Annotated in this window: 12 protein-coding genes and 1 pseudogene; 2 read left to right on the forward strand and 11 right to left on the reverse strand. The window is 38.3% G+C overall.

Features of this window, described 5'->3' with window-relative positions:
• Positions 1 to 12: 12 nt before the first annotated feature.
• Positions 13 to 246 (forward strand): D-alanine--poly(phosphoribitol) ligase subunit 2, encoded by a 234-nt coding sequence (dltC, locus tag MKY88_RS19620; RefSeq protein WP_012292252.1) that lies wholly within the window; start codon positions 13 to 15, stop codon positions 244 to 246.
• Positions 243 to 1,415, forward strand: coding sequence for a D-alanyl-lipoteichoic acid biosynthesis protein DltD (gene dltD, locus MKY88_RS19625; protein WP_340814515.1), 1,173 nt, complete (start codon positions 243 to 245; stop codon positions 1,413 to 1,415). The genes dltC and dltD overlap by 4 nt, the downstream gene beginning before the upstream one ends.
• Positions 1,416 to 1,484: 69 nt before the next feature.
• Here dltD and MKY88_RS19630 read toward each other — a convergent pair whose 3' ends face one another.
• From MKY88_RS19630 to MKY88_RS19680, 11 genes and pseudogenes are all read right to left on the reverse strand, one after another.
• Entirely contained in the window at positions 1,485 to 2,003 is a 519-nt protein-coding gene (locus tag MKY88_RS19630) for a GNAT family N-acetyltransferase (RefSeq protein WP_193833757.1), read from the reverse strand.
• Positions 1,990 to 2,596 (reverse strand): annotated as a pseudogene (locus MKY88_RS19635) (GNAT family N-acetyltransferase). The gene MKY88_RS19630 and the pseudogene MKY88_RS19635 overlap by 14 nt, the downstream one beginning before the upstream one ends.
• Before the next feature lie 166 nt (positions 2,597 to 2,762).
• Complete coding sequence (eno, locus tag MKY88_RS19640; protein WP_193833016.1) at positions 2,763 to 4,055, reverse strand: phosphopyruvate hydratase; 1,293 nt, start codon at positions 4,053 to 4,055, stop codon at positions 2,763 to 2,765.
• A 2-nt stretch (positions 4,056 to 4,057) separates the two neighbouring features.
• Positions 4,058 to 5,599, reverse strand: a complete 1,542-nt coding sequence (gene gpmI, locus MKY88_RS19645) for a 2,3-bisphosphoglycerate-independent phosphoglycerate mutase (RefSeq protein WP_340814516.1) — start codon at positions 5,597 to 5,599, stop codon at positions 4,058 to 4,060.
• The gene (gene tpiA / locus MKY88_RS19650) at positions 5,592 to 6,353 is read right to left on the reverse strand and encodes a triose-phosphate isomerase (protein ID WP_340814517.1); all 762 of its coding nucleotides are present in this window, start codon (positions 6,351 to 6,353) and stop codon (positions 5,592 to 5,594) included. Before tpiA ends, gpmI begins: the two co-directional genes overlap by 8 nt.
• A gap of 27 nt (positions 6,354 to 6,380) precedes the next feature.
• The gene (locus MKY88_RS19655; RefSeq protein ID WP_258270307.1) at positions 6,381 to 7,565 is read right to left on the reverse strand and encodes a phosphoglycerate kinase; all 1,185 of its coding nucleotides are present in this window, start codon (positions 7,563 to 7,565) and stop codon (positions 6,381 to 6,383) included.
• 515 nt (positions 7,566 to 8,080) lie between these two features.
• On the reverse strand, positions 8,081 to 9,097 hold the full coding sequence (gene gap, locus MKY88_RS19660) for a type I glyceraldehyde-3-phosphate dehydrogenase (RefSeq protein ID WP_008173218.1): 1,017 nt from the start codon (positions 9,095 to 9,097) through the stop codon (positions 8,081 to 8,083).
• 128 nt (positions 9,098 to 9,225) lie between these two features.
• Positions 9,226 to 10,272 carry a sugar-binding transcriptional regulator gene (locus MKY88_RS19665; protein ID WP_340814518.1) on the reverse strand — a complete coding sequence of 349 codons (1,047 nt, stop codon included), beginning with the start codon at positions 10,270 to 10,272 and terminating at the stop codon, positions 9,226 to 9,228.
• A 174-nt stretch (positions 10,273 to 10,446) separates the two neighbouring features.
• Positions 10,447 to 10,569 (reverse strand): hypothetical protein, encoded by a 123-nt coding sequence (locus MKY88_RS19670; RefSeq protein WP_255250346.1) that lies wholly within the window; start codon positions 10,567 to 10,569, stop codon positions 10,447 to 10,449.
• Between the two features lie 256 nt (positions 10,570 to 10,825).
• Positions 10,826 to 11,059 carry a glutaredoxin family protein gene (locus tag MKY88_RS19675; protein ID WP_069482564.1) on the reverse strand — a complete coding sequence of 78 codons (234 nt, stop codon included), beginning with the start codon at positions 11,057 to 11,059 and terminating at the stop codon, positions 10,826 to 10,828.
• A 204-nt stretch (positions 11,060 to 11,263) separates the two neighbouring features.
• Positions 11,264 to 13,534 carry a S9 family peptidase gene (locus MKY88_RS19680; RefSeq protein ID WP_258270309.1) on the reverse strand — a complete coding sequence of 757 codons (2,271 nt, stop codon included), beginning with the start codon at positions 13,532 to 13,534 and terminating at the stop codon, positions 11,264 to 11,266.
• Positions 13,535 to 13,636: the final 102 nt, after the last annotated feature.

Below are 13,636 nucleotides of genomic sequence, written 5' to 3' on the forward strand. Positions count from 1 at the left end.
GGAGAATTATTAATGGATAAACAACAAGTTTTAGAAATGCTAGTGGAGTTATGTGAAGATGAAATTATTGTAGAAAACCCAGATATCGATCTATTCGAGGAAGGTCTTCTCGATTCTTTTGGTACCATTAATTTATTGGTAGAAATTGAAAATCGCTTTAATATTTCTGTACCTATTACTGATTTTAATCGTGAAGAATGGAACACGCCGAATCGTATTGCAGGGAAATTAGCTGAAAGACAATGATAAAAAAAGGCTTTCTATCACTATTTATTGCCTTAGCCCTGTTTTCCGGCTTTGTCTTCTTTCCAAATTCTTGGATCAAAGCATGGATATCAGAAGATGATGTGGAGCAAGCCAAAACAAATATGTCTCCACTCGTTTTTCAAGGCACGTATTTACAGGAGCGAATGTTACAGGAACCTACTTCCATGCCTTTATACGGTTCCTCTGAATTAAATCGATTTGACCCGTTTCACCCTTATAATTATGCCCGAGCAACAGATGCCCCGTATACGACATTTATGATTGGTCGTGGTGGGATGCAGTCCATTACGCATTTCTTAAATTTTGCGGCGCAAGAGAAAAATTTAGAGGGCAAAAAATTAGTCTTTATTATTTCACCCCAATGGTTTACGGAAAAAGGCATGGGTGAATTCCATTTTTCACCGAATTATTCTATGTTACATGCCTATGACTTAGCGTTTAATCGTGACATGGATGCTAATCTCCGTAAACAGGCTATGGAACGCCTGTTAGAATTTGATACTGTTGAGCGAGATCGTCTCTTAAAAACGATGTATCAATATCAAATGTCTAATGGCAAAAAACATCCTGTTACAGGACGTATGGCTATGGTAGCGGGCCGCTTTCACAAGGAATTACTAGAAAAAAAGGATCTCTACTATTCGCTATTCCCTCGCAAGGGGCATTCATTAAAAAATAATGATAAGCTCGTTGCGGACCAAAGCTTTGAACAGCAAATAAAGCATGCTGAAGCCTATGGGGAGAAACGTGTCTCCAATGAATATATGATTGAAAATAGAGCTTACAAGCGACTGGTTAACGCTAATTTTTCAAAGTTTAAGAATATGCGCAAGCATGAAGATTATACGGAATCTCCTGAGTACAAGGATTTTCAGTTAGTTATGGATGTGTTAAAGGATGCTGGTGCTAAGCCATTATTCGTCTCTATTCCCGTTAACGGCTATTGGTATGATTATAATGGCTATCCTAAAGAACGTCGTCAACAATATTATGAGAAGATGGCACAACTATTAAAGGATGCCAATGTCGACTATGTTGATTTTACAGACCATGAGTACGATCCTTATTTTATAATGGATACGATTCATATTGGCTGGAAGGGCTGGGTTTATTTAGACCAGAATATGGATAAATACTGGGCACAGTAATAATTTAATAGTAAGTGGAGAGTCAGTCTGAAGTGTTAGCTCACTACAGACTGACCTTTTTTATGTTCATTAACTTTCCTCTTCATTAAATGAGAAAAGTCTAAGTTCCTCAGAATCATTGGAAAATTGGATGACCCTTTCAAACTGCAAGCCAATTCTTTCGAGTAACTTAGCTGACGCATGATTATCTTGGGTAGTAATAGCCACAATTCGATTAAATCCTAGTGTATCTAGACCATAGGCTAAAACGGCTGATGCTGCTTCATAGGCGTATCCCTTTCCCCAATAATTAGGGAGAAACGCGAATCCAATATCTACATCCTCTAAAGTATCCCTTTTGACGAAACCGCATATTCCAATCGGGGTTTGATCTTCCTTTTTTTCCACTACATATAGGCAGAATCCGAATTGCTCATACATACGTATTGCACCATTTTCTATATAATTAGCCGCCTCCTCTACGGTCTTCACACCGCGGTCACCGATAAATTGTATCCATGAGGGATCATTCACTAGCTCAAGAATAAATGGCGCATCATCCGTTGTTTGTAAGCGCAGTATAAGTCGTTCTGTTTCAAGAATGTACATTGTCACTCTGCTCTCCTTTCGTCTGGAGCTTACTGTCAAATTTACTGCTCTCCCATTCAGACGCTAAAATAGAATATTGATATTCATCCACCCATTGCCCTTTTGACATATAGTTTTGTAAGAAATGACCTTCACGTCTCATCCCTACACGTTCAAGTACGGCAATAGATTTGTTATTTCTTACATCCGCAAAAGCAATGACTTTATGTTTCTTGAATGAGTGGGAAAGATAATTTATTAACGCGCAAACCGCTTCCTTTGCATATCCCTTCCCTTGATGTTTCGGAGAAAGGGTAAATCCAATTTCTACAATGCGTGGTTCACTTAAAGGCGTGTGAAGTGCGCAATCTCCAATAAGCTCATTCGTTTCCTTCAAAGCAATGGCGAATTGGTACCATGGGCTGATGAGGAACATGGTTTATTTGGTGATGCACGAACGTTTTTGCTTCGTGATACTGATAATTCTCCCACGATTGATATTTAGCAATTTCAGGATCAGCTCGATATGCATAAAAGCTCTCAATATCATCCGTCTGAAATTTTCTTAAATGAAGACGATCTGTTCCAGCAAATACTTCCATATTTTTCTCCATAGTATTTTCCCTTTCATAACTTTCTTTCATACATATTATTATAATCATATTAAACGATGGATGCTTTGTTCATTTTTCATGAACACATCCATCCCAATCATTACATCCATAAAAAAATCGCCCCAAAAGTATGTTTAACTTTTGGGACGATATACATATCAGTCGCTTATTTTAAGTTATAGAATGATTTTAAACCAAGGTACTCAGCTGTTGAACCAAGTTGATCTTCGATGCGAAGAAGTTGGTTGTATTTAGCTACACGGTCTGTACGTGATGGCGCACCCGTTTTAATTTGGCCTGCATTTGTTGCTACGGCGATATCAGCAATTGTTGCATCCTCTGATTCACCAGAGCGGTGAGAGATAACTGCTGTGTAGCCTGCACGTTTTGCCATTTCGATCGCTTCAAATGTTTCTGTTAATGTACCGATTTGGTTCACTTTGATAAGGATTGAATTTCCTACTCCTTGCTCAATGCCTGCAGATAATTTTTTTGTATTTGTAACAAATAGGTCATCACCTACTAATTGAACACGACTACCAATACGTTCAGTTAATAGCTTGTGTCCAGCCCAGTCATTTTCATCTAAGCCGTCTTCAATTGAAATGATTGGGTATTTGTTTGTTAACTCTTCGTACCAATCAACCATCTCTTCTGAAGTTTTGACAACACCTTCACCATCTAAGTGGTATTTACCATCTTCTTTATTGAAAAGCTCTGATGAAGCTACATCCATTGCAAGCTTCACTTCTTCACCTGGTTTGTAGCCTGCTTTTTCAATCGCTTCTAAAATGACTGTAATCGCTTCTTCGTTAGAGCCAAGGTTTGGTGCGAAACCACCTTCGTCACCTACTGCTGTATTATAGCCTTTAGCTTTTAGTACTGCCTTCAGGTGGTGGAAAATTTCAGCACCAATACGTAGTGCATGGCGGAAAGATTCTGCACCGACAGGCATAACCATAAATTCTTGAATATCTACATTGTTATCTGCGTGTGCTCCACCATTTAAAATGTTCATCATTGGTACCGGTAATTGTTTAGAATTAAACCCACCAAGATATTGATAAAGAGGTACATCTAAATAATCTGCCGCAGCATGTGCAACTGCCATGGATACACCTAGAATTGCGTTAGCACCTAGCTTGCCTTTATTTTCTGTGCCATCTAGCTCCATTAAAGCTTTGTCAATAACAACTTGGTCAAGAACAGAATAGTTACCTTCTAATTCTTGTGCAATAATTGTGTTAACATTTTCAACTGCTTTTAATACACCTTTGCCTAGGTAACGAGAGTTGTCACCATCGCGTAATTCTACAGCTTCGTATTCACCTGTTGATGCACCTGATGGTACGATTGAGCGTCCGAAAGCGCCCGACTCTGTAAATACTTCAACCTCTACTGTTGGGTTCCCACGTGAATCTAAAACTTCGCGAGCATAAACTTGTGTAATAAATGGCATAATTAATTCTCCTCTTTTTCAATTAATGATTGACCTGTCATTTCAGTAGGCTGTGACACCTGTAATAATTCTAACATGGTTGGAGCCAAATCGGCTAAAATACCACCATTTCTTAAAACAACATTTGTTTTTGTCACAATTACTGGAACAGGATTTGTTGTATGAGCTGTCATAGGCTCCCCTGCTAGTGTTATCACTTCATCAGAGTTCCCATGGTCAGCTGTAATAATAGCTGCACCACCTTTTGCAAGAAGCGCATCTACTACTTTCCCTAAGCATTCATCCACTACTTCAATGGCTTTAATTGTTGGTTCAAGCATTCCACTATGACCTACCATATCAGGGTTGGCAAAGTTAAGAAGAATACCATCAAATTTTTCAGCCTCAATTTCTGCAAGTAAGGCTTCTGTCACTTCATAGGCAGACATTTCAGGTTTTAAATCGTATGTGGCAACCTTTGGGGATGCGATTAAAATACGTTCTTCACCTAAGAATTTTTCCTCACGTCCACCACTCATAAAGAAAGTAACATGTGGATATTTTTCGGTTTCGGCAATGCGTAGCTGTGTTTTACCATTCATCGCTAACACTTCACCGATCGTATTTTTCAAGTTGTCATTTTCATAAGCAACCTGTGCATTAACTTCATCACTATAATGAGTAAATGACACAAATTTTAAGTTTTTTGGATGCTTGGCAGATACTGCAAAACCATCAAAGCCTTCATTTGTGAATACTTTTGACAACTGTATAGCACGGTCAGGACGGAAGTTAAAGAAAATAACTGCATCGTTATCACTAATCGTTGCCACTGGCTCTCCATGCTCTTGAATGCTAAATGGAATGACAAATTCATCTGTCACTTCACGCTCATAGGATGCTGCTACACCACTTTTTGCACTTTCCGCTGTTTGACCAACGCCATCTACTAGTACATTATAAGTAAGCGCGACACGATCCCATCGCTTATCGCGGTCCATTGCATAGTAACGACCGTGAATAGATGCAAATTGACCTACTCCCATTTCAGTCATTTGTTTTTCTGTTTCTTCAATATAGGCTAAAGCTGTTGTAGGCCCAACATCTCGACCATCTAAGAAGCCATGAACGAAAACGTCCGTTAAATCTTGCTGTTTTGCAAGCTTTAATAGAGCAAACATGTGCTCATAATGACTATGAACACCACCATCTGATAAAAGCCCCATAATATGCAGCTTAGAATTATGTGCTTTCACATGTGCCACAGCATCTAAAAATGCTTGATTTGTAAAGAAGTCCCCTTCACGTATCGATTTATTTAAGCGCGTTAAGCTTTGATAAACAATACGACCAGCACCAATGTTTAAATGACCCACCTCGGAATTACCCATTTGTCCTTCTGGTAGCCCAACGGCCTCTCCAGATGCTGTTAATGTAGCGTGTGGGAATTGGCTCCAATATCGATCAAAATTTGGCTTATTAGCCTGTGCTACTGCATTTCCGAATGCTTCATCACGAAATGCAAAGCCATCTAATATAATTAATGCTACTGGCTTTTTAGGCATTTGCTGCCGCCTCCAATAATGTTAAATAAGTTTCTGGTTGTAAGCTTGCTCCACCAACTAATGCTCCATCAATATGCTCTTTTGTTAAAAGCTCATGAATGTTGTCAGGCTTAACGCTGCCACCATATTGGATGCGAACTGCATTAGCCGTTTCAACATCAAATAATTCCTCAACGACCGAACGAATCGCTCCGCAAACTTGATTGGCATCATCGGCAGTAGCCGTTTTACCTGTACCGATTGCCCAAATTGGTTCATAGGCAATGACCATGTGCTCTACTTGCTGCGCTTCAAATCCAGCAAGTGCCGCTTTAATTTGGCCCGCAACCTTTTGTTCTGTTGTTCCCGATTCTCGTTCCTCTAGCGTTTCACCACAGCAAATAATCGGTACAATATTATGTGCAAGCGCTGCTGCTACTTTTTTATTAATAGCTTCATCTGTTTCATTGTAGTACTCGCGACGTTCTGAGTGTCCTAATATGACATAGTCCACGTCCACACTTGCTAGCTGTGCAGGACTAATTTCACCAGTAAAGGCCCCTTCATTTTCATAGTGCATCGTTTGGGCACCAATAGCTAGCTCCGATTCACTAGCAACTTGCACAAGTGTAGGTAGGTAAAGTGCTGGTGCGCAAATTACAGCGTCTACTTTCTCATTAGAAGGAAGTTTATCCTGTACGGCATCTACAAATTGTATAGCTTCTTCAAATGTCTTAAACATTTTCCAGTTACCTGCAATAATTGGTTTACGCATCGTCTTGCCTCCGATTTTTTATTTGGCTTATTTATCGTTTAGTGCAACAATTCCTGGAAGCTCTTTACCTTCCATTAGCTCTAGTGAAGCACCGCCACCTGTAGAAATGTGATCCATTTTATTAGCTACTTCAAACTTTTCAACTGCCGCCGCAGAGTCACCACCACCGATTACTGTATAACCGGATGTAGTTGCCATTGCGTCAGCCACTGTTTTTGTACCATTCGCAAATTTATCCATTTCAAAGACACCCATTGGTCCATTCCAAATGATTAATTTAGAATTTTTAATGACCTCTGCATAGTGAGCAGCTGTTTTTGGCCCAATGTCTAGTCCCATCCAATCGGCAGGTATACCGTCTACATCCACAACTTTTGTTTCCGCATCTTGTGAAAATTCATTAGCCACTACCGCATCAATTGGCATATGTAATTGCACGCCTTTTGCTTTCGCTTTTTCAATAAATGATTTTGCTAGCTCAATTTTATCTTCTTCTAATAAAGATTTCCCAATATCGTAGCCTTGTGCCTTAATGAACGTGAATGATAATCCACCACCAATAATTAAGTGGTCTACTTTTTCTAATAAACTTTCAATTACACCAATTTTATCTTTAACTTTGGCACCACCGATAATCGCTGTAAATGGATGTTCAGGATTCGATAGCGCTTTACCAAGTACATCTAATTCCGTTTGCATAAGGAAACCTGATACTGCAGGAATATGCTTGGCGATTCCTTCTGTAGAAGCATGTGCACGGTGAGCTGCACCGAAAGCATCATTGACATAAATATCTGCTAGCTGAGAAAATTGCTGTGCTAAAGCTGGATCATTTTTTTCTTCGCCTGCATGGAAACGAACGTTTTCAAGAAGTAAAATGTCTCCATTCTGCATGCTCGCAACAGCTTCTTCCACTGCTAGCCCAATGGATTCATCTAGCTTCGTAACTGGTTTGCTCATTAGCTCCGCTAAGCGAATACCAACTGCTGTTAGACGCATGTCCTCTTTTACTTCACCTTTTGGACGACCTAAATGAGAAGCTAAAATGACTTTTGCCCCTTGCTCTACTAAATATTCAATTGTTGGAATAGCTGCTCGAATACGTGTTTCATCTGTAATGGCCCCATCCGCCATTGGAACATTAAAATCAACACGTACAAAAACGCGTTTACCTTTTACATCAATATCTTTCATTGTCTTCTTATTTAACATGAAGAAACTCCCTTCAAAGTTGTTTTAGTCTTACACCCTTGTGTTTTACCCATCTTGGCTCCACACCATGCTTCCTAAATCGAAAAGTCATCTTGGTACTTTTTCGGGGTCACCATCTAGTATGCATATGATTCTCCAACTTTTGATAATGGACCCTAATACTTGTTTTTATAGTAGCAAAAATACCCTTTTATGTCTTGCAAACACCATGTATCAATTACGCCTTAGTGTTGGAGCCCTAACAAAATCTGTGACATCCACCGAGCTATTGATGTAGTTGGTGGTGTTTGGACACCCACTCCCACTCCATTAAAGAGAGCCATTTGTGTATTCATCACATCACCTAAAGAGGTGGGCGTTTCCTGCTGAATTTAGACAAAAAGGGAGTAAGGGTTATCCCTTACTCCCAATACCCTTGTATATTATATCTATTCGATATTATAAAGGCTATACTTTTTGTGCATAAAAAGCAGTATTATGTCACACTTTTTACTCAAAATGTTGAAATATGATACTTATTTATTGTTTAACCCTTGTTCAGCAATGTATAAAGCTAAGTCCATTAAGCGAGTAGAGTAACCAATTTCATTATCGTACCAAGCTAGAACCTTCACCATTTTGTTTTCTAATACCATTGTTGAAAGACCATCAACAGTAGAAGAATGGTGGTTACCGTTATAATCAATAGAAACTAATGGTAGTTCATTGTAGTCTAAAATGCCTTTTAATTCATTTTCAGATGCTTCTTTTAATACCGCATTAATTGCTTCTTTCGTTACATCTGCTTTTAATTCTACAACTAAGTCCACACATGATACGTTAGGTGTTGGTACACGCATAGAGAAGCCATCTAATTTACCTTTTAATTGTGGTAATACTTTAGAAACGGCTACCGCTGCCCCAGTTGTTGTTGGAATCATAGATACCGCTCCTGCACGCGCACGACGTGGATCAGAGTGTGGGAAGTCTAAGATTCGTTGATCGTTTGTATAAGAGTGGATTGTTGTCATCATACCGCGTTCAATGCCAAATTTCTCATCAAGTACTTTCGCTACAGGCGCAAGACAGTTTGTTGTACAAGAAGCATTTGAGATAACATCATCTGTTGCTGGGTTATAGTCTGTATGGTTAACACCCATCACAAATGTAGGCATTGCTCCTTTTGCTGGTGCAGAAAGGATTGCTTTTTTAGCTCCTGCTTCAATATGCTTACCTACTTCTTCCACTGAACGGAAATGACCAGTACATTCAAGAACTACGTCTACACCTAATTCACCCCATGGTAATTGTGAAGGATCTTTTTCAGCATATACTTTTATACGTTGACCATTCACTACGAAAGAATCTTCATCTGCATTGACTTCAGCATCATAGATACCGTGGACTGAATCATATTTCAATAAGTGTGCAAGCTGACCTGCGTCTGTTAAGTCGTTTACAGCTACTACTTCAAATTCATTTTGCTTCATTGCCTCACGAAATACTAAACGTCCAATACGTCCAAATCCATTAATTGCTAATTTTAATGCCATTGTTAATTCCTCCAATAATGTGTAATGTCTGCCTCCATTGAAATAGAGACGTTAAATTGCTTTTATGCTCATTCAAAAAGTGCTTCAACACTTTTTGAGATCGAGTGACATGGTAATGCTCACACCCATCATTCAAGATGGCTGTCAGAAGATAATGTAGCAGCAATGGCTTTTGCAGCTGCTTCATCTGTAATAAAAATCGTTTGCTTTGGCGCTACTTTAAAATAAGAAAGCATCGCATTGACCTTTTGTTTTCCTGCTGCCACAGCAATAACTTGCTGGCTATTTTTTACCTGTTCAAGCTGAATGCCAATCGTGCGGATACGATGTACGATTTCACCATCGGCATTAAAGTAATAGCCAAATGCCTCACTTACCGCACCCTTCTCCTCAAGAATTCGCAAATCCTCAGAAGATGAATTACGTCGAATCGCCATTTCCTCTGCCGATCCAATGCCATGGATCACACAATCTGCTCGATCATAAAATGCCATCATTTCAGTTACCATAGGCTCAGTTAACATAGCTTGATAAGCTTGCTCACTTAAATGCTCAGGTAAAAATAACGTACGGTATTGTTCCTCCATCTGCATGGCAAATGTTGCAACAAGCGTATTAGCTTGCATTTGCATTTCATGACCAATTCCTCCACGTGCAGCAACAAATGTAATATCTTTTTGTCCATCTAATGGATGTAAAAATTGAGCTAGCGAGGCAACTGATTTTCCACCAGTGACCGCTACAACTTGTTCATCAAATGCAGTAGACATAAATTGCAATGCTGCTTCCTTGCCAAGCATGGTTAGGATTGTATTGTCTTCACTATAATCACCTGGTACAACAACAACATGTTGTATACCAAAATGGTTTTCAAGCAATTTTGCAAGCTGGGTTAAACCAGACCATTCATAAACGATGGCTCTCAGTTTTTCAATCACTTCTTCACCATCATCTGTACATACCATACCCGACTTTTGTGAATCTAATAACCCTTGTTCACGTAAAATGTCAGTTTCTTTACGAATTTCTCTCTCTGTCATTTTCAAAGAATCTGCGAGTGTTCGACGCCCGATAGGTTGCATGAGTTGAACGGCTTGCAAAATACGATATCTAGATTGCAGAAGCGGATACATTTCAGGAAGTAGCCTTTGCTGTGCCTCTGGAATAGTGAACATATTTATCTACTCCCTTGTTAATAGAGGTGGGTTGTATTTCATCCCACTATATTATTTTGTGTCCCACTTATGATTTTATTATAATACGCATATTTGGAAAGCGCAAGTAATTGTATAGTTTTGGATTAAAAAAAGCCCCGTAGCTTAGTAAATAGCTACGAGACTTTGATTTGCTTATTTTGTGAAAGATAAAATTGCGTTTTTCTTGAATCCTTCTAAAGCTTTTGTTGCTTCATTTTTATTTGTAAATTCAAAAATACGAACGTCCTTTTTTTCAAATACTGTAATAACCCACATTGTAAAATCTCCCTTCACATCGCTTTTGTAATATAACAACCACTAGAACTTGTGATACTTTTCATTATCTGTTTTATAACAACGTCTTACTTGATACCTATTCTACTCTGATTTTTATAAAATAAAAGTCTAATGTGAAGGTCTTCACAAACTGTTCAAATTCAAACCGCTTTCATTGAACAATTTGTGAATTGTATGAATGACAACTAACAATAGAGCGATTTTCGCCGTTAATATCTTTTTAAAGACCTGTAACTTAACTGCCCAAGTACTCCATCAATGTGGCATAATCCAAATTGCCGTATTGGATAACGACCCCATCCTTTTCTACTACAGGTATCATTAACATATATTTTTCGTGTATGCGATCATCCTCTTCAATATTAACTATCTCAATATCGAACGCTACATCTTCCTGTACAAGCTTTAATGTATGTAAGCCCTCTACACATAATGGACAATTAGCTCGACTAAAAAATTGAACAATCATGGATGGCACCTCCTGTTTCTATTTTAAACGAAGTGTTTTTGCTTTCGTTTTTTCATGGTTGAACTTTAACAATGAATCTAACAAGATGACAATGATAGTTACAATGATTGTAAACTATGTGGTGGATTGATTCAAAAACTTACTAAAAACATGAAAGGCATTGAGTGCGAATAACAAGCGCATCAATGCCTTTTGGTTATTATGTTATTTTAAATGATGATCAAGGAATTTCAACATGGCATTATAGAATTCGATTCTGTTTTCTTCATTCGCGAAGCCATGGCCCTCATTATCCTTTAACATATACTCTACGTCTACACCTCTAGCACGTAAAGCTTCTACAATTTGGTCGGATTCCGCTTTGTTGACACGTGGATCATTTGCGCCTTGTGCAACAAATAAAGGTGTTTTAATTTTATCTGCATGGAACACCGGAGAAACCGCTGTTAATAATTCTTTATCTTTCTCTGGATGGCCTACTCGTTCATAAAACAGTTCTCTCATAGTTTCCCAGTATGGTGGAATTGTATCTAATAGTGTGAAAATATTAGATACACCTACATAATCAACTGCTGCTGCATATAAATCTGGTGTATACGTAATACCAGCTAGTGTTGCATAACCACCAAATGAAGCACCGTAAATACCGATACGTTTAGGATCAGCAATACCTTGGTCAATCGCCCATTGAACGCCATCCGTTATATCATCTTGAATTTTCAAGCCCCATTGCTTATTACCAGCTTGCAGGAATTCCTTCCCATACCCAGTCGAGGAACGGAAGTTTACTTGCAACACTGCATAGCCACGATTTGCTAATAGCTGTACTTCTGGATTAAAGCCCCACATATCGCGAGCCCACGGTCCACCATGTGGGTTTACAATAAGAGGAAGATCTTTAGCATTTTTATTTTTCGGCAACGTTAAATAACCATTTATAATTAATCCATCACGACTCTTATAAGAAATAGGATGCATTTCTGCAAGTTCTTCAGCTTTTAACCAAGGACTTAAAGTCGCTAATTCTGTTAATTCATCTGTTGTTGAATCATAGTAATAATATTTTCCATAGATGGTGTCACTCGAAACGCTCACAATAAATTTTGTCATTTCTTTATTGTAATCATTTATACCAAATTCGCTTTCATGTACACCAAGCTTGTTTTGAATTTGACGAAATAACTTTTCAAAGTCCTGATCAAAGAATTGATAATGAATTTTGTCTGTAGCATAAGCACCATATAATAATTTATCTTTTTCAGCATTATACAATACACCGGAAACATCGACTTCATCATTGGACATGATTACTTCTTCATTTCCTTGTAAATCATATTTTACTACTTCGACTTTATCTCGACCTTTATTGGATGTAGCATAGATAAACTTATTGTCCTTTGAGAAAGCTAGCGGCATGACTTCATCCCCAGCGCCCATTTTAATAAATGGTCTGAATTCATCCTTTTCTGAATCTCGATAAAGGACAGCACCTTCCACTCCATCAGTAGCCACAGCTACACGTACATTGCCATTACGATCTGCTAACCAGTTCGTAATATTACCAGGATTTTTGGCAACATGAGTCGTATTCCCCGTCTTTACATTTAGCTTGTACACATCAAAAACGGTAGCATCCTCTTTGTTCATCATAATAAGAATTTCGTCTTTCACACCTTGTAAGCTATCCAATATCCCTACAGTCACGTTAGGATAAGGTGTTAAATCTTTTTCCACAGAACCGTTAAATGTTGTAGAATAAATATGGAAGTTTTCATCTCCACCTTTATCTTTCAAATAAAGTAAAGCATCATCCTTCCAGAAAAAACCTGCAATATCTCGATCCTTTGAATTTGAAACACGAACAGGCTCACTATTATCATTCATTTTTTTCACGAAAACATTCGAGCGGTTCTCCCATGCAGAAGCAAATGTAATATAATTACCATCTGGGGACAGTTCGTAACCAAAATTTCCTGGATTTTTCATAAAATCTTCCACGGAAATTTCTTTTACCCCTTCATTATTGGAACCATTTTTTATATGTTTAACATTGTTAAGGAGTTTACTAGCATCTTGTTTCGTCATAAACTCAGTACTTGAGGACACTCCATTAAAGAAACCAAGCTTATTGGCTTTCTCTAAATACTCTGTCAGTGACGTTTCTTTTTCTTCTTTATCAACAGCTCTGACTAAAATCCGAGCTGCTTGATCACGTTTAATAGTAGCGCTTAAATCTGAAATCTCCCCAGCCTTTACCCATTGATCTTTAAACTTTTGACGCATTGAATCGGAGCCATGCTGGAATGTTAAAGCTGTTACTGCTAAATCTAGAAACTCCTGGGCTGAAAGATGTTCCTCTTGTGCTAATACAACCTTTGTTTCATTGGCAGCATGTACTTCCTGCAATGTTGCAGGAATAACCGTAGCAGTTGTTAAAATAATGGCTAATGATGCAGTTAAAAATCTTTTTTTCAAAATGATTCCTCCCTATATCAGTTTACGTTATATCGATAGTCGATATACACAAATTATACCATTATTTGTATTTTTGTCAATATTTTCACATTAAAAGCGAAC

Source organism: Lysinibacillus sp. FSL R7-0073 (genome assembly GCF_038009065.1).
Classification (GTDB): Bacteria; Bacillota; Bacilli; order Bacillales_A; family Planococcaceae; genus Lysinibacillus; species Lysinibacillus fusiformis.